At 38.1% G+C, this 17,501-nt stretch carries 16 protein-coding genes and 2 tRNA genes; 12 read left to right on the forward strand and 6 right to left on the reverse strand.

The annotated features are described in order from the left end of the window. The first annotated feature begins 115 nt into the window (after positions 1-115). Positions 116-346: a hypothetical protein gene (locus tag PVV60_RS08025; RefSeq protein ID WP_273724165.1), complete on the forward strand. Its 231-nt coding sequence runs from the start codon at positions 116-118 to the stop codon at positions 344-346. 627 nt (positions 347-973) lie between these two features. Continuing rightward, on the forward strand, positions 974-1,342 hold the full coding sequence (locus PVV60_RS08030; protein ID WP_273724166.1) for an XRE family transcriptional regulator: 369 nt from the start codon (positions 974-976) through the stop codon (positions 1,340-1,342). Between the two features lie 101 nt (positions 1,343-1,443). Here PVV60_RS08030 and PVV60_RS08035 read toward each other — a convergent pair. Further along, positions 1,444-1,518 (reverse strand) — tRNA-Asn (locus PVV60_RS08035). A gap of 185 nt (positions 1,519-1,703) precedes the next feature. On the opposite strand from PVV60_RS08035, the gene PVV60_RS08040 reads away from it, so the two are divergent. From PVV60_RS08040 to PVV60_RS08065, 6 genes are all read left to right on the forward strand, one after another. After that, a tRNA-Cys gene (locus tag PVV60_RS08040) sits at positions 1,704-1,777 on the forward strand. Between the two features lie 219 nt (positions 1,778-1,996). Continuing rightward, the gene (locus PVV60_RS08045; RefSeq protein ID WP_273724168.1) at positions 1,997-2,671 is read left to right on the forward strand and encodes a protein-L-isoaspartate O-methyltransferase; all 675 of its coding nucleotides are present in this window, start codon (positions 1,997-1,999) and stop codon (positions 2,669-2,671) included. Positions 2,672-2,779: 108 nt separating this feature from the next. Then, positions 2,780-4,030, forward strand: a complete 1,251-nt coding sequence (locus PVV60_RS08050) for a TolC family outer membrane protein (protein ID WP_273724169.1) — start codon at positions 2,780-2,782, stop codon at positions 4,028-4,030. 249 nt (positions 4,031-4,279) lie between these two features. After that, positions 4,280-4,846: a DUF2497 domain-containing protein gene (locus PVV60_RS08055; RefSeq protein WP_273724170.1), complete on the forward strand. Its 567-nt coding sequence runs from the start codon at positions 4,280-4,282 to the stop codon at positions 4,844-4,846. 150 nt (positions 4,847-4,996) lie between these two features. Further along, entirely contained in the window at positions 4,997-7,720 is a 2,724-nt protein-coding gene (locus PVV60_RS08060) for a valine--tRNA ligase (protein WP_273724171.1), read from the forward strand. Positions 7,721-8,839: 1,119 nt separating this feature from the next. After that, positions 8,840-9,631: a tetratricopeptide repeat protein gene (locus PVV60_RS08065; protein WP_273724173.1), complete on the forward strand. Its 792-nt coding sequence runs from the start codon at positions 8,840-8,842 to the stop codon at positions 9,629-9,631. A gap of 102 nt (positions 9,632-9,733) precedes the next feature. On the opposite strand, the gene PVV60_RS08070 is transcribed toward PVV60_RS08065, so the two are convergent. From PVV60_RS08070 to xth, 5 genes are all read right to left on the reverse strand, one after another. Beyond that, positions 9,734-10,480, reverse strand: a complete 747-nt coding sequence (locus PVV60_RS08070; protein ID WP_273724174.1) for an amino acid ABC transporter ATP-binding protein — start codon at positions 10,478-10,480, stop codon at positions 9,734-9,736. Between the two features lie 11 nt (positions 10,481-10,491). After that, positions 10,492-11,208, reverse strand: a complete 717-nt coding sequence (locus tag PVV60_RS08075) for an amino acid ABC transporter permease (RefSeq protein ID WP_273724175.1) — start codon at positions 11,206-11,208, stop codon at positions 10,492-10,494. Between the two features lie 2 nt (positions 11,209-11,210). Next, positions 11,211-11,963 (reverse strand): amino acid ABC transporter permease, encoded by a 753-nt coding sequence (locus tag PVV60_RS08080; protein WP_273724177.1) that lies wholly within the window; start codon positions 11,961-11,963, stop codon positions 11,211-11,213. Positions 11,964-12,104: 141 nt separating this feature from the next. Next, positions 12,105-13,010, reverse strand: coding sequence for a transporter substrate-binding domain-containing protein (locus PVV60_RS08085; protein ID WP_273724178.1), 906 nt, complete (start codon positions 13,008-13,010; stop codon positions 12,105-12,107). A gap of 124 nt (positions 13,011-13,134) precedes the next feature. Continuing rightward, positions 13,135-13,917 (reverse strand): exodeoxyribonuclease III, encoded by a 783-nt coding sequence (gene xth, locus PVV60_RS08090; protein ID WP_273724180.1) that lies wholly within the window; start codon positions 13,915-13,917, stop codon positions 13,135-13,137. Positions 13,918-14,343: 426 nt separating this feature from the next. Here xth and rpsL point away from each other — a divergent pair, with 426 nt between their 5' ends. The 4 genes from rpsL to PVV60_RS08110 form a co-directional block, all read left to right on the forward strand. Continuing rightward, the gene (gene rpsL, locus PVV60_RS08095) at positions 14,344-14,715 is read left to right on the forward strand and encodes a 30S ribosomal protein S12 (RefSeq protein WP_005773262.1); all 372 of its coding nucleotides are present in this window, start codon (positions 14,344-14,346) and stop codon (positions 14,713-14,715) included. Positions 14,716-14,733: 18 nt separating this feature from the next. Further along, the gene (gene rpsG / locus PVV60_RS08100; RefSeq protein ID WP_273724181.1) at positions 14,734-15,204 is read left to right on the forward strand and encodes a 30S ribosomal protein S7; all 471 of its coding nucleotides are present in this window, start codon (positions 14,734-14,736) and stop codon (positions 15,202-15,204) included. 24 nt (positions 15,205-15,228) lie between these two features. Continuing rightward, positions 15,229-17,313, forward strand: a complete 2,085-nt coding sequence (fusA, locus tag PVV60_RS08105) for an elongation factor G (RefSeq protein WP_273724183.1) — start codon at positions 15,229-15,231, stop codon at positions 17,311-17,313. Between the two features lie 62 nt (positions 17,314-17,375). Continuing rightward, on the forward strand, positions 17,376-17,501 hold a 126-nt coding region (locus PVV60_RS08110), incomplete at its 3' end, for a GTP-binding protein (protein ID WP_234924853.1).

The raw sequence follows: 17,501 nt of genomic DNA on the forward strand, positions 1-17,501 counted from the left end.
TCTGTTTCTTGTGGAGGCTGGTTGCCCATTTATTTGGATAACAAGGATTTTGCGGTCATCAGTTCCAACCTTGCAAGAGATATTTTGAAGCATAATCAACAGGGATCCCGCTTATGTGGTTGGAAAGATGGTCAAGAAACGAAGTAAACAAGAACAAGATCTCACACAAACAGAACAACAACTCCTTCGCGAGATGATAGAGACCTATCAAGGCTTAAAGATGATGTCACGCCTCATGAAATTGATAGCCTTTATTGTCTTTATGTTTGTAATAGATTTTTCCCGTTTTGTGGACGCCATAGAGAATAGCTTCTCACACCTCAAAAAGTGGATAACCAAGAGTTAAGGAAGATCTATGTTTGATATACCAGATAGAGTTAGATTTTTAAAAACTCATTATAATGGGGAGGAAAGCTTAAAACAGGATTGCCTCTTAACATAAGAAACGAATCTTTACTGGCAAAAAATTTTTAATGATCTTCTCGTAGGTAGCTATCATTATCGTAGAAAAAATAAAGGAAAAAATACCGATATCAGTTTTCAGAAAGATGTCATTGATTTTCCCGATGATGATGCGGTTGAACAGCGTATTGCATTAATTAATTATTATTTGTCCGATTATTTACTCAAGGAAGATTTTGATCATTGTTTCATTACGAGATGTTGGAGTTCTGGTTGTTTTGATGATTTTTATTTTATGATAAAAGTTGATGACTCCAGTTTACCACTTCATGTAGCAAGTAAGAAATACCGTAAGATTTTTCATTCTAAAGTTATTTCTGAGTCTGAATGATTGTGATGTAGTTCGAGAGATCTTTAAGGATTTTGATTTTTTAGATTTAGAAACCCTTTGAACAGCAGGCTTTACTAAAAACCACCCCGAAAAGAACTCTTGATTCGCAATAATTGAGGAAAATTTTGAAAAGATTTGTTAGAATCAGAAGACATATTTCTTCTCTAACAGGCTTTTTATATGGTTACATCTTTTGGTAAAATCTTACGTAAACTTCGCATTGATCACTCAGAACGTCTATTAGATATGGCTAAGAAATTAGATATATCTGTAGCATTTTTATCTTCTGTAGAAATTGGCAAGAAGTCTGTTCCAGTAGGCATGGAAGATAAGGTTATAGAGCTGTACGCTTTAGATCAAGAAAAGGCTTCACTGTTAAGAAAAGAAGCCTATGCATGTCGAAAGAGTTTTACAATCAAATCTTCAGATCCACTTCGCCGTGAAATGATTGGCATGTTTGTTAGAAACTTAGAGAATTTTTCACAAGAAGACTTAGCAAAACTAAAAGAATTTTTCGAGGGAATCGGTAAAAAAACAAGCGTCCTATAGAGCCATGTTGCAAAATCCTATTCCCCAACTTTATATTTGGGAGTCCCTCACTACAAAAAACACTTGGAAAACCAATAAGCTATTCTTAATAAAAAAAGAAATGGCTCCCCGGGCCGGATTCGAACCAGCGACCAACCGGTTAACAGCCGGTTGCTCTACCGCTGAGCTACCGGGGAACGGTACCCAATCATCTAGCTGAAAAGGCTATAGCAAAGCAATACTGATTTGCAAAGGATAAAATTACTTTTTTTTAAAAAAATATGATAAATTGTGTAATAAGAGGAAAAAAGGCGAGAGAAGATTTCTACACCTTGACGGATGCGTTGCCTTCCCTTATTGAAACCTTTATGTTTGTTGACGAGGCCTCGTGGCGGAATGGTTACGCAGAGGACTGCAAATCCTTGTATCCCGGTTCGATTCCGGGCGAGGCCTCCAGCCGATTTTAAACGAAACGGCTTTTAGGGGAGATGAGGTATAGGAAAATAGATTATTTCCCTCTATAGTTGTGAAGACACTTTTTTATGAGAGATCATACAGTTAAAATCTGATTGTTGGCTGTAGCATCCTTTTTCTAACACCCATAGTTTAAGAGATCTTCGTCCCTTATTGTCGTTGTTTTGTTTGTTTTTTGTAGGTTAGGAGAAAATATTCGTTATGGTTGCAGATTTTGCTGAGCTTCGTCGCAAAATGGTTGACAATCAAATTCGTACAGTCGATGTAACGGATTTATCAGTTCTTGAAGCCTTTTTAACGGTATCTCGTGAAGATTTTGTATCAGAAGATATGAAAGTGTTAAGTTATCTTGATACCGATATTGTTCTATGTCCAGCGCAAGATGGGGGTCCTGCACGCTATTTGATGAAACCTGCATCTCTAGCGAAATTACTACAGCTTGCCGCTGTAAAATCATCAGATGTTGTTTTAGATATTGGTGCAAATAGTGGTTATTGTGCAGCGTTGCTTGCAAAACTTTCAGGGTCTGTGATTGCGTTAGAAAGTAATAAATCTCTTTTTGAATGTGCTCTTGAAGCTTTAGAACGTAATCAATGTGATAATGTGGTTGTCGTTCATGGTCCATTAGAGCAAGGATATGCCGTTGAGGGACCTTATGATGTGATTTTCATTGAGGGATCTGTTGATTTTATTCCACAAGGTATCTTTGATCAAATGAAAGACTGTGGACGTCTTGTTGTGGTTGAAGGGTATGGAAATGCTGCTGTTGCACAAATCTATATAAAAGAAGATGGAATCATTTCGGCACGTCGTGCTTTTAACCTCGCTGTAAAGCCTCTTCCTTGCTTTTTAAAAACACCTAGTTTTGTATTTTAGTGCTTGTTTGTTTTGTGAATAAAAGATAGTTTCGTAATTTATTTGGGGTTTGTTATTGTGTGTATTGTGTTTAGAATAAACAAGAAGTTTCAGGCGTGTTTATTACTGGTGTTGAGTATTTTTCTATCAGAGACTGTTTGTGCTGAAACATTGATGGATGCTTTTTCTAAGGCTTATAAACATAATGCTAAGTTGAATAGTGAACGTGCAGCTGTGCGTATATCCAGTGATGATGTTGTCATTGCGCGATCAGGGCTATTGCCACAAGTTGAAGGGGTTGGGAACTATGGGCGGAATAAGTCTTTCACGGGTCCTTATGTCACTTCTGGATCTATAGGTGTGAGATTAAATCAAAGGTTATTTGATGGTTTTATCACGCAAAATATCTTTTCTTCAGCTCAAGTTAAGTTGCAGGCTCAGCGTGAATATCTTCGTAATGTTGAACAAAATACGTTTCTAGAGACAGTGACCGCTTATGCTAATGTCTATCACGCACGTCGTGTTGCCGATCTTCGGAGAGAAAATTTGGCAGCTCTTGAGGAACAAGTTCGTTCCAATAAAGCAAAATTTGATGTGGGTGAAGGAGGGCATGTTGATCTTGCTCAAGCTCAAGCTGCACGTTCTGTGGCGGTTTCCGAGCTGAGTCTCGCTCGTGCTGATGTAAAAGCAGCAGAGGCAGTGTATCGACAAGTTATTGGTTCTGATCCTGAAAAGTTAAAACGTCCACCTGTAGCCAAAGATTTTCCCGTCAATCTTGATATGGCTTACCAAATGAGCGTTGTAATGCACCCAGCAATCCTTTATGCTAAATATTTAGTCGATGCGAGTGTTTACAATGTAAAGGCAAAAGAAGGAGCATTGCTCCCTAAAGTTGATTTTTCTGCAACAGCATCTTACAATCGAATCTACAGCGGTGCTGGAGAGGATGGAGTTTCTAAATCAATAGGATTGTCAGTAAGTGTTCCAATCTTTGAAGGAGGGCGTACGTCTGCGCAAATTCGCCAATCAAGGGAACAGCTTGGACAGGCGCAGCTTCAACTCGATTTGGCGCATAGTAATACGAGGCAAGCACTTACTTCTGCTTGGTTTCAGTTGGAGGGCGCACGCTCATCTGTTATTGCTTACCGTGAAAGTGTTCGTGCCGCTGAAATTGCTCTGAAAGGTCGTGTTCAAGAAAATCGCGTAGGGCAAGCAACGACGCTGGATGTTTTAAATTCTCGTACTCAATTGATTAACGCTCAGATTGCGCTTGCAATGGCGGAGCGTAATGCTGTTGTGGCGAGTTATAGTGTTCAATCTTCTATTGGTAAATTGACTGCAAGTTATTTAGGTTTAAAAACAATTAAATATATCCGATAATGCATAAAAGTATCTCTTTAATCTTAAATTATTTTAGTTTTTAAAAGATTAGTAAATCAACAGTTGAATATGTTGAGCAATATTGCGGCGAGATGTTATTTTTATAAAGTGTAGAAAATTGTGTGTAGCGCCCCCTTTATGACAAGCATATTTGAAAATATCGAGGGAGGCATGTTGATCTTATAATTCTTTTGCATACACTGGAAATATGATTCTATTTGTTGTTGCGTCTTTGAGAGGTTGTAAAGTATGGTACAGAGTTCAAGCGTGTTACGTGAGCCAAGTATGGATGAAATTTTAACATCTATTCGTGAAATAATCGAAGAAAATGCGGTTCAATCTGATCACTTTTTAAATGAAGATGTTGCAGTGAATGCTTCGGAAGGTCGTTCAGAAGTTGTATCAGAGGGTATTTATGATACAACCTTATCGGTTGATGATGCTATGAAAGCTTTAGCTGATCGCATTGGTCTTTCTTCTGAAAATCAAGGAGGGAAGATAAAGCAAGATAAAGAGGATATAGAGGCAGAAAATAATACAGTTGGTATGGATATGCAAAAGATGAATCTTTCTTCTGAAGAACGGAATTCTGTATATAAAGCAAAAGAACATGAAGATGGGATAAGGAAATCACAGTCAGAATCTGGAGGGGATGGTCATGTGGAATTGTCTGCATATTGTATTTCTTCTGCAGAAAAGATTGCGAAGGATGTGTTGCGTCCGGCTATAGCAGAATGGTTACAGTCTAAATTGCCTAATTTACTGGAAGATATTTTACGTGAAGAGATTGTGAAGGCGATTAAGAAGTCATCTTAATTATTTTTTTACATTATTTTTATGTTTTTCATTTTATGAGAATTTTGTTTGCGATTTTGCGAGCTCTCTAGTGAATGGCTGAAATTCACGGTTTTTTGATCGGGATGTGATCGTATATTGTGTTTTTCAGCGGCGTTATGGATGGATAGAATGTTAGAAAAAAACTATGATGCTGCCTCTATAGAGCAACGGGTTGCAAAGAGATGGGAGACTCGTGGGGCTTTTAAAGCGGGAGCTGGTTCTAAAAGCGGAGCAGAACCTTTTTGCGTTATGCTTCCACCTCCTAATGTTACGGGCTCACTTCATATGGGGCATGCGCTCAATACGACAATTCAAGATATAATAGTTAGATTTCAGCGGATGCGTGGCAGAAATGTGTTGTGGCAGCCTGGTATGGATCATGCTGGGATTGCTACACAAATGGTTGTAGAGCGTCAACTTGCAGAGCGCCAAGAACCAACGCGTCAAGAAATGGGGAGAGAAAAGTTTATTGAGCGTATTTGGGAATGGCGTTACGAGACTGGAGGCGTTATTGCAAACCAGTTGCGTCGCCTTGGGGTTTCATGTGATTGGTCGCGTGAACGGTTTACAATGGATGAGGGGTTGTCGCAGGCAGTTCGCGAAGTCTTTGTCACGCTTTATAAGCAAGGGTTGATATATAGGGATAAGCGCCTCGTCAATTGGGATCCTAAATTGTTGACAGCTATTTCAGATCTTGAAGTTGAGCAAAAAGAAGTTCAAGGACATTTGTGGCACTTTAGGTATCCACTTGAGGGTAAAATTTTTGATCCAAATGATGCAACAACTTTTATAACAGTGGCGACAACACGACCAGAAACAATGCTTGGTGATACAGGAATTGCTGTTAATCCGGAAGATGAGCGTTATAAAAATCTTATCGGTAAAAATGCTCTTTTGCCGCTTGTTGGTCGTAGGTTATTAATTGTTGGTGATACGCATGCTGATCCTGAAGCTGGAAGTGGTGCTGTAAAAATTACACCAGCTCATGATTTTAATGACTTTGAAGTAGGGCAGCGTAATCATTTACGCTTGATCAATATTTTTACCCAAAAAGCCGAGATTTTTCTCCGTGGAAATGAAGCATTTTTCGATGGTTTGATTTTGTCAGATGAATTAAAAATGTTAATAGAAAATCTCGATAAATCTGATCGTTTTGTTGCTCGCCAGAAGATTGTTTCCTTGATGGAAGAACAGGGATATTTAGCTTCTGTTGATGATCATACCCATATGGTTCCTCATGGAGATCGCAGTGGTGTTCCTATTGAGCCTTTTTTGACAGATCAATGGTATGTTCATGCTGCTGAATTAGCAAAGCCAGCGATAGAGGCTGTTCAACAAGGAAAAACGCAGTTCGTTCCTGATAGCTGGAAAAAGACTTATTTCAATTGGATGGAAAATATTCAACCTTGGTGCATTTCTCGCCAATTATGGTGGGGACATCAGATTCCTGCTTGGTATGGTCCTGATGGAACGGTTTTTGTTGAAAAAAGTGAAAAAGAGGCTTTAGATTCAGCTTTTGTTCATTATGGTGAGGTTGTTGAATTAATCCGTGATCCGGATGTTTTAGATACTTGGTTTTCATCAGCGCTTTGGCCTTTTTCAACATTAGGATGGCCAAATAAAACGCCTGAATTATCTACTTTTTATCCAACATCTTTATCCGTGACAGGATTTGATATTATTTTTTTCTGGGTTGCTCGTATGATGATGATGGGACTTCACTTTATGGGTGACGTTCCTTTTCCAACGGTTTATGTGCACGCTCTTGTTCGGGATCAAAAGGGTGCAAAGATGTCAAAATCAAAGGGAAATATTATTGATCCCTTAGAGCTTATTGATCAATATAGTGCTGATGCACTTCGGTTTACTTTAGCTATTATGGCAGCACAAGGTCGTGATGTAAAACTTGATACTTCTCGTATTGCTGGTTATCGTAATTTTGCTACAAAATTGTGGAATGCTACCCGATTTGCGCAGATGAATGGTGTGAAGCATGATCCAACTTTTAAGCCAGCACAAGCAAAACTGGTGCTTAATCGTTGGATTTTAACAGAGTTATCTAAAACGATTTCAGCAGTGACGACTGGTATTGAACACTATAAATTTAATGAGTCAGCTGCCACACTTTACCGTTTTATTTGGAATACATTATGTGATTGGTATTTGGAGCTTCTCAAACCTATTTTTCAGGGGGAAAATGAAGATGCTAAAAATGAGGCTCAAGCTTGTACTGCTTGGGTTTTAGATGAAGTTTATAAACTTCTTCATCCTTTTATGCCTCATATGACGGAAGAGTTGTGGTCTCTTACAGAAACGCAAGCCAGCAAGCGTGAGGATATGCTCGCATTGACAAAATGGCCAGAGGAAACATTGATAGATGAAGAAGCTGCTGATGATATTAATTGGCTTATTGATGTCGTTACAGGGATTCGGTCTGTACGTTTTGAAATGAATATTCCTGTGGCTACACAAGCACCTCTTGTTGTTGTCGAAGGAGGGGAAGTAACGCGAGAGCGTGTGAGGCGTTATGATGCACTTCTTAAAAAATTAGCGCGTATTGAAGTTATTGATTTCTCGGATAAAGTTCCGCAAGTATCAGCACAAATGATTTTGGGAGAGACTGTTTTTTGTTTACCATTAGGACAGTTGATTGATTTAGAGGCTGAACGTGTTCGTTTGAGGAAGGATGTCAGTAAAATTGAACAAGATATTGAAAAAATATCGCTTAAATTAAACAACCCCCAATTTATAGCAAATGCAAAAGCAGAAATTGTTGAGCGTGAACGGAACAGGGTTGTAGAATTGCGTGCAGCGCAGAAAAAAATATTTGTTGCTTTAGAGCGATTGAATTGATTTCAACTTCTTCTTTTTTGATGAATGATTTCACACCATTAGGGCTGGTATAGATCTTCTTTAAAGGGAACTTTTTCTTTTGTTAGTTTTTCATGAACGATCATAAAATCTCTACTGAAATCTATTGTTTATATTTACCATTAAAGAAGCATCTCTTAAGGCGCCCAACCCTATTTCACGACGGAGATCATGAATGCTATAACGGTAAATCCATTTGAGCTTCCCTTCTTTATGCTGGTGAAGTAGCAAGCCCCCGTAGCACCATCCCGTCTAATCCGGATAGCCCTTGGCACTTAAGACCGTTCATAAGAGGCATTTTTAGTTCTTTATTACACAGAGTTTGATCCACATAGCCCCCCTGCTGTAACGTGTAAGAGGACGGTTTTGATTTATTTAACATGGAACAGGTTTGGAATGGGAGAATCTTACGATATTCGAGGGACTCATTCAACATGCAAAAAAATAAATTATCATTATAAATCAATATTCTGATTTGTTACCGTAAAACATCATCATTTAGAGTAGCAATATAAGGCATGTAAAATCACACATGTGATATTTTTGTTGTATGTAGTGATGAGTATTCTGAGGTAGGGCTTGTGTGTAAAGTATGAAGTAACCCATGTGAAATGATGTCAGAAAGCTGTATTGTTTATATATTGACTGTGGAAAAACTTCGTCTTTAAGGTGGTAAGGCAGTTGTGAAGTTATAAGTTAACGATCATCATTATATTTATCCGTTTTTCGTATTGTTTTTTGTACTTAAACGCTTATCATTCATCATGTATTCTCTTCGTTCTCAAGCTGCTGTTTAATGCACGTTATTTCATTGAACGATTTTTACTCATACGTATAAAATTTTAAGATCAATAAATCCTAGAATGTTAAAGGATGTGTTACAAAATATAGAATAATAATTTATATTTAAAAATCAATTTTTTGTATATAAAAATGGATACTTAATTTTATCGAACATTTTGGATGGTTTTTATTTATCTGTCTTTTCTTTTAAAATTTTTCCTTTAAAATCACGTGTGCTTCTTAATAAGAAAAGGGGTTTAAATATCTACAAAGAAATTTATAACAGATATAATCATTAAAGTTGAGATAGGGGGGGAAATGGTTAATAGGTTTCAGATATGGAAAAAGGCCACGATTGTTGTAATTTTAGGGGGATTTTTTTCAACTGTTTATGCAATAAATGTCAATAGTTTGCAAGAAGCGAATGATGGTTCGTTTTATTTTTTTAAACGTGGTATGTCTGCTTATAAAAGTAGGCATATAAATCAGGCTATTGCAGCATTACGTTGTGCGGCTAAGAAGGGCCATATTGGTGCAAATTGGAAACTTGGCTCTATCTATGCAAACGGTGATGGTGTCCCTAAAAATGATTATAAGGCATATTATTTTTTTGCATATATTGTTGAAAAAGGTGCTGATCTTGGTTCAGAGGATGAAAGTTATGTTTCTGATGCATTGGTTAAACTTGCGGGATATATAAAAAAAGGTATTCCTCAATCACCTGTGAAACCTGATCCTTCTTATGCTGCTCATCTTTATATGCAGGCTGCGGTGAACTATGGAAATCCTAAAGCTCAGTATCATTTAGGAAAAATATTTTTAAAGGGAGAGGGAAGGGAGAAGAATCTGATACAAGCAGCACGATGGTTTCAGCTTTCAGCAAAAAAAGGAAATCCTTCTGCCCAAGCAATGCTTGGAAATATGCTGCTTCAAGAAGGAAAAATTGTCCGTGGGGCAGCATTGTTAACTGCTGCCTATGAAAAAGCTAATGTAAAAGACAGAAATTGGATTCGACCTTTGCAAGAACAGGCTTTTGCTCTTTGTAATGAATTTGAGAGACGTACAGCAATTTCACTGGTTGATGATATTTTAAAAAATAACAGTTTTTAAACATCTGATTATAATATTTTCACATTCTCTCATCCGCTATTAAACTCTACTGTCTTGTGTCTAAGTTTACAGTAGAGATAGCTTTTTGTGATAATATAACGGCTAATGACTTAAGATTTTAGACAAAAATTCTTGAGTTCTCGGTGTTCTCGCTTGCGGATCAGAAAAGAACTCCTTAGATGAACAGTCTTCAAGAATTGTTCCTTGATCTATGAAAATAACACGCTCCGAGACTTTTTGTGCAAATCCCATTTCATGGGTTACACAAATCATCGTCATACCTTCTTCTGCTAAGCTAATCATGACATCGAGCACTTCACCTACCATTTCAGGATCCAGAGCAGATGTTGGTTCATCAAAAAGCATGACAAGTGGATCCATAGTTAAGGCACGTGCAATAGCAACACGTTGTTGTTGCCCTCCAGAAAGTTGACCAGGATATTTATCTTTGTGTTCAATCAGCCCAACGCGTTCAAGATACAACAATCCACGTTCAAGTGCCTCTTTTTTGCTTCGTTTTAGGACTTTGATTTGTGCAATTGTCAAATTTTCTGTGACAGATAAATGAGGGAAAAGCTCAAAGTGTTGAAATACCATTCCAACTTGACTTCGCAATTTAGGCAGATTCGTTTGTTTTGAATGAACTGGTATTCCATTAATCCAAATTTCACCTTTTTGAAAAGGAACGAGGGCGTTAATAGTTTTAATGAGTGTTGACTTTCCTGATCCTGATGGACCACAAACGACAACCACTTCTCCTTTATTAATGTTGGTTGTACAGTTTTTAAGGACTTTAACTTCGCCATACCAATTAGAAACATTTTTTATTTCGATCATATGAGTAGACATTTTTTTTCCTATTAGCGAATAATGGATACTTTTTTTTGTAAATACAAAACTATTTGTGACAGTGTAAAACAGATAACAAAATAGAAAATAGCTGCTAAGATATAAGCTTCTTGCTTTACACCAAAATTATTAGCAGCAATATCAAAACCATTTAAAAGACTGTTGCCACTGATGGCATAAACAAGGGTTGTATCCTGAAAAAGGATAATAACTTGTGTTAAAAAAACTGGTAGCATGTCTCTAAAGGCTTGAGGAAGAATGACAATGTACATACTTTGCCAATAGGTCATTCCAAGAGCTTGCCCTGCATATTTTTGTCCTTGCGGAACCGAATTGATTCCAGCACGCATAATTTCTGCAAAATAAGCTGTTTCAAATGCGGTAAAGGTAATGAGTGCTGATTTATTTGCACCGATGGATGTACCAGTTAAAAAAGGCAGAAGCACGAAAAACCATAAGATAACCATCACAAGTGGTATTGAACGCATAGCTGTTATGTAAACGATTGCAAACCAAGAAAAAAGTTTTATGGAAGAAAGGCGCATCATTGCTAAAAGGGTGCCGAAAACAAGCCCCAATACCGTTGCAAAAAGAGTTAGAAAAACGCTAAAAAGTAAACCTGATAAAATGTAAGAACGAAATACATCAAAGGTAAAAAAGGAAAAATCAAAGTCGGAAAAATTGAAAGGAAAATAAAGTCCAAACTGAGAGCTTATGAAATTCATCATATTCAATTTCCCTTTGTTTGAAAATTAGGAATTTTGAGTATTTGTTCAATGACGGTCATCACAATGAATACGAATAAGGCTATTAGAATATAAAGAATCGTAACAAGCAAATAATTTTCGTAAACATGGCTTACCTCTTCAATTGCTTGGTATTGAAATTGCATGAGCTCATTTATTGAAACGGCGAATGCTATAGACGAATTTTTCACAATCCCCATTGCTTCTGAAGTAAGAGGTGGCATAATTATACGTATAGCACGTGGTAGTATAATATAGCGATAACTTTGATAAGTTGTAAACCCCATTGCCATAGCAGCATAGCGTTGTCCAGAAGGAATCGCTTCAATGCCTGAACGAACCTGTTCTGCAATGCGTGCCGATGTAAAGAATCCCAATGCGCATGTTATTAAGAGAATAGGGGAAAATTTCATCGCTGGTGGATAAATCTTAGGAACAACAAAATACCACAAAAACACTTGTACAAGGAGGGGAATATTACGCATAATCTCTACCCAAATAGCACCGATAGTGCGAAATATACAATTGATTATCGATGTTTTGGGTAAAGTGCGCATTGTTCCTATAATAACACCACACAATACAGCTAATATAAGTGAAGTGATAGACAATATAACCGTATTTTTAAAGCCATCGAGAAGTGTATCTAAATAGGTATGACTCACGCCGGGAGTTCCCAGGCATCCTGTTACCAGTGTTTGAGTAAGGTCATCTCTACAAAGGAAAGAAAAGTCCATTAATTGATATTCCCTCAAATTAGTCATTCACATATAGGACAATAAACCAAGCGCATCTACATAGGCTAAATTTATTAAAAAGTGAATTAAAATATAAACCACACTCAATTTTTAAAGAGTGTGGTTCTTCTTTATTAAATTTTATAAATCTTTTTCTACGTAGCTTTCTCGAGGCTTATTATTTGGGTGATCCCAAGCATATCTTGTTTGTTTTGACAAGGGAAGGTTCATAACAGTGTTAGCAGGTGGGATCGGTTTCATAAACCACTTATTATAAAGCTTTTCCAGTGATTCATCTTTAATCTGACGTACGATACTATCGTTGATTGTTTGTTCAAATTTTTTGTCATTTAATCTGAGCATACAGGCAATAGGTTCGACTGAAAGTACAGTATCAAGAATGACATAATCAGATGGATTCTTTGATTTAGCAATATGTCCAGCAAGAATTGAAGCGTCCATGACAAAAGCATCTGCCTTACCAGATTCTAATAATAAAAAACTATCTCCGTGATCTTTACCCTTTAAAACTTTAAACTGAATGTTTTTTGCACGTTTATTTTTACGAATAAGTTGAACAGATGTTGTACCAGTGGTCGTTGCAACTGTTTTTCCATTTAAATCCTCAAGAGATTTAATGTTAGAGTTTTTCTTTACAGCAATCCGAACCTCTTCAATGTATGTCGTATAAGCAAATGCTGCTTCTTTACTGCGGGCAATATCATTTGTTGTTGAGCCGCACTCAAAATCATAGGTTTTATTTTTTAAGAGAGGAATTCTATTTTGAGAAGTGATGGGAAGATAATTAATTTTAATTGGTTTACCAATTTTTTTTGAAATATCATCAATGATCCGTTCTGCCATTTCTGTATGAAAACCTACATATTTATTATTACCAAGAGCGTAGGCTAAACCAGATGATTCACGAACACCTAAAGTAATTTCCCCCGTTCGTTTTATTTTTTCAAGAGTATCGTGTTCAGCATGTGCGACACTTGTGAACCCAATGGCCGCTGCTGCAATAAACATTAACAATGATTTCTTCATTTATGTCCTCCATTCATTTATTTTTATTTTAGTTGCTTAAGATATACTGTTTATATGCTGTAGCATAGTTATTATTTTTGAGTGGAATTTTTTTGTTGTCTCATGAAATAAGGACTGTACTTTATTAATTGATATTAAGATGAATCCAAACAGGGACGTGGTCGGATGGTTTTTGATATCCCCTTACTTCTGTTTGACTATGAGCGCAAATAAGTTGATCAACAGCTTCTGGTGATAATAATAAATGATCAATGCGAATCCCATTATTTTTAGGCCAAGCACCCGCCTGAAAATCCCAAAAACTGAAGGAGGGCGTATCAGTGACATTCCGGATAGCATCATAAAAACCTAAATGAAGAATGCGTTGGAATGCTTTTCTTGTTTCTTGAAGAAATAAGGCATCTTGATACCATTCTTGAGGCTTCTTTGCATCTAATGGAGTGGGGATGACATTATAATCACCCGCGAGAATAAGAGGTTCTTCATACGCAAGCAATGATTTTGCATGTGTATATAATCTTTCCATCCATTCTATCTTATAGGAATATTTTTCACTCTCAATAGGATTCCCATTTGGCAAATAGAGAGATGCAACACGAACAACACCTTTGTTTGTTGAATAAACAGCTTCAATATAACGTGTTTGTTTATCATTATCATTGCCTGGTAATCGACGGATTACGTCATCTGGTGTTTTTTTAGAGAGAATCGCAACGCCATTAAAACTTTTTTGTCCGTGTGTTTCTATATGGTAACCTAAACTTTCAATTGCATCGCGTGGAAAATTTTCATCAATACTTTTAATTTCCTGTAAACAGACTATGTCCGGCTGGCTTTTCTGCAACCATTGACATAATGTTTCATGTCGTGCCTTTATTCCGGCAATATTCCATGTTGCTATTTTCATGACACTCCTTTTGTTTATAGAGGATATTACTATGGTAAATTGATTTATCAAGAGTAGCGGTAAAAGCAAATTTAAAGTTTTAAAATTTAATTTATTTTCATTTTTAAAAAACTTTCTGCTGTTTAGTTCTTGACGAATGTACGTGTTCTCGCTATTAGAGATGAACATAACCGATGTGGATGTGATCAGGTTGTTTTGGATATGAGCCGGAAGATTGTTCACAGGTGTTAAGAAGATTAAAAGCAAATGCTAGTGCAAAAGGCTATTGCCTTCTCTGCTTGTAGTCGGGTAAACTGTTTTTTGCAGGTGTGCCCGATTTTGTGTGTAGACTTAGATATCTGTTCCAATTCTGTTGGAGTGGGTGGAAATAAAAATAGAAAAGCCCGATTGGGTGAGAAGAATGTAGATCGAAAAGAGGAAGGTTGCATGCCTACCGTAAACCAGTTGATTCGCAAGCCGCGTGTAGCGCCAGTTAAACGTAATAAGGTTCCTGCTCTGCAGTCGAATCCGCAGAAACGTGGCGTTTGTACGCGTGTTTATACAACAACACCGAAGAAGCCTAATTCTGCTCTTCGTAAGGTTGCTAAAATTCGCTTGACGAATGGATTTGAGGTGATTGGTTATATTCCTGGAGAGGGACATAATCTTCAAGAGCACTCTGTTGTGATGATTCGTGGTGGTCGTGTTAAAGATTTGCCAGGAGTTCGTTATCACATTATTCGTGGTTTGCTTGATACGCAGGGTGTCAAGAATCGTAAACAGCGTCGTTCAAAGTATGGCGCAAAGCGTCCAAAATAATATTGAGAGACAAAGCCAATGTCCCGTCGTCATAGAGCAGAAAAACGTGAGATTAATCCAGATCCAAAATTTGGTGATTTGGTTATTATGAAATTTATGAATGCCATTATGTTTGATGGTAAGAAATCAGTTGCAGAGCGTATAGTTTATGGTGCGCTCGATTCTGTAGAAGAAAGAGTAAAAACAGATCCTGTGGCTCTGTTTCATCGGGCCTTGGAGAATGTTGCTCCTCATATTGAAGTTCGCTCACGCCGTGTTGGTGGTGCTACTTATCAAGTTCCGATTGATGTTCGTCCTGATCGTCGTCAGGCTCTTGCTATTCGTTGGTTGATTGCGGCTGCGCGTGGTCGAAATGAAACGACGATGATTGAGCGTTTGTCTGGTGAATTGATGGATGCGGCTAATAATCGCGGTTCTGCCGTGAAAAAGCGTGAAGATGTTCATCGTATGGCTGAAGCTAATCGTGCTTTTTCTCATTATCGCTGGTAGAAGTTTTAAACTAAGGCAAATATAATGGCTCGCGAATATAAAATTGAAGATTATCGTAATTTTGGTATTATGGCGCATATTGATGCTGGTAAGACTACGATGACTGAACGTATTCTGTTCTATACCGGTAAGAATCATAAAATTGGAGAGACCCACGATGGTGCTTCTACAATGGATTGGATGGAGCAGGAGCAGGAGCGCGGTATTACGATTACGTCTGCTGCGACAACGACGTTTTGGGAGGGGAAGGACGGTCGGAAACGTCGTTTTAATATCATTGATACGCCAGGGCACGTTGATTTTACGATTGAAGTTGAGCGCTCTTTGCGTGTTCTTGACGGTGCCATAGCCTTGTTGGATGCAAATGCCGGTGTGGAGCCTCAGACGGAAACTGTTTGGCGGCAAGCTGAAAAATATCGTGTGCCTCGTATGGTTTTTGTTAATAAAATGGACAAAATAGGAGCTGACTTCTATCGTAGTGTGGAGATGGTTGGTTCTCGGTTGGGTGCTAAAGCGCTTGTTTTGCAGTTGCCGATTGGGGCTGAAAATGACTTTGAAGGTGTTGTTGATCTTGTTGAGATGAAGGCTTTAAAGTGGGATGGTTCTATTGGTGCCTCGGCAGTGATAAGTGAAATTCCCTCTGATTTAAGGGAGAAAGCTGAAGAATATCGCGAGAAATTGATTGAGATGGCTGTGGAGGTTGATGAAGCTGCGACAGAGGCTTATTTGGAAGGTGTTATGCCAACCAACGAGCAGCTTATTTCTCTCATTCGTAGGGGGACAGTAGAAGTTCAGTTTCATCCGGTTCTTTGTGGTACGGCTTTTAAAAACAAGGGGGTGCAGCCACTTTTGGATGCTGTTGTTTCCTATCTTCCTTCTCCAATTGATATTCCGGCGATTAAGGGTATTGATGTAAAGACTGAGTCTGAAACGACACGCGAATCTTCTGATGATGCTCCGCTATCTATGCTTGCTTTTAAAATTATGAATGATCCTTTTGTTGGTTCATTGACGTTCTGTCGTATTTACTCAGGTAAGGTTCAGAAAGGTATTTCTCTTGAGAATACTGTGAAAAAGAAGAAAGAGCGTTTGGGGCGTATGCTTCAAATGCATTCAAATTCTCGTGAGGATATTGAAGAAGCATTTGCTGGTGATATTGTTGCTCTTGCAGGGCTTAAAGAGACGACAACAGGTGATACTCTTTGTGATCCTTTGAAGCCTGTTATTTTGGAGAGAATGGAATTTCCAGAGCCTGTTATTGAGATTGCAATTGAACCGAAGACAAAAGCAGATCAAGAAAAAATGGGTATTGCTCTTAACCGTCTAGCAGCCGAAGATCCTTCATTTCGTGTTAAATCGGATGAAGAATCTGGACAGACTATTATAGCTGGAATGGGTGAGCTTCATCTTGATATTATTGTTGACCGTATGCGGCGTGAGTTTAAGGTTGAAGCAAATGTTGGGCAGCCTCAAGTTGCTTATCGTGAGTCAATTACTAAAATGGCGGAAATTGATTATACGCATAAGAAACAATCGGGTGGTGCTGGTCAATTTGCTCGTGTAAAAATTGTTTTTGAGCCTCATGATGGTGATGACTTTATTTTTGAGTCAAAGATTGTTGGTGGTGCTGTTCCTAAAGAATATATTCCCGGCGTCCAAAAAGGGATTGAGAGTGTTATGGGGTCAGGTCCTCTTGCAGGCTTTCCTATGCTTGGTGTAAAAGCGACGCTCATTGATGGTGGTTATCACGATGTTGATTCTTCTGTTTTGGCTTTTGAGATTGCTGCTCGTGCAGCTTTTCGTGATGGAGCAAAGAAGGCTGGTGCACAGCTTCTTGAACCGATCATGAAGGTGGAAGTTGTTACACCAGATGATTATGTTGGTGATGTTATTGGTGATCTCAATTCTCGTCGGGGGCAAATTTCAGGTACTGAAGCGCGCGGCATTGCAACGGTTGTGAATGCAATGGTTCCTTTGGCAAACATGTTTGGTTATGTGAATACCCTTCGCTCTATGAGTCAGGGGCGAGCGCAGTATACAATGCAGTTTGATCATTACGAGCCTGTGCCTTCGGCTGTTGCTGTGGAGATTCAAAAGAAATACGCGTAATTTCAAGTTGGTAATTAATTTTTAACTTAGTCCTTGGCGTGGACGGAAAATGGAGAGCTCAAATGGCGAAGAGCAAGTTTGAACGAACAAAACCGCATGTTAATATTGGTACGATTGGTCACGTTGATCATGGGAAGACCTCGTTGACAGCAGCGATTACGAAATATTTTGGTGAATTTAAAGCCTAT

Source organism: Bartonella sp. AU18XJBT (assembly GCF_028618595.1).
GTDB lineage: Bacteria > Pseudomonadota > Alphaproteobacteria > Rhizobiales > Rhizobiaceae > Bartonella.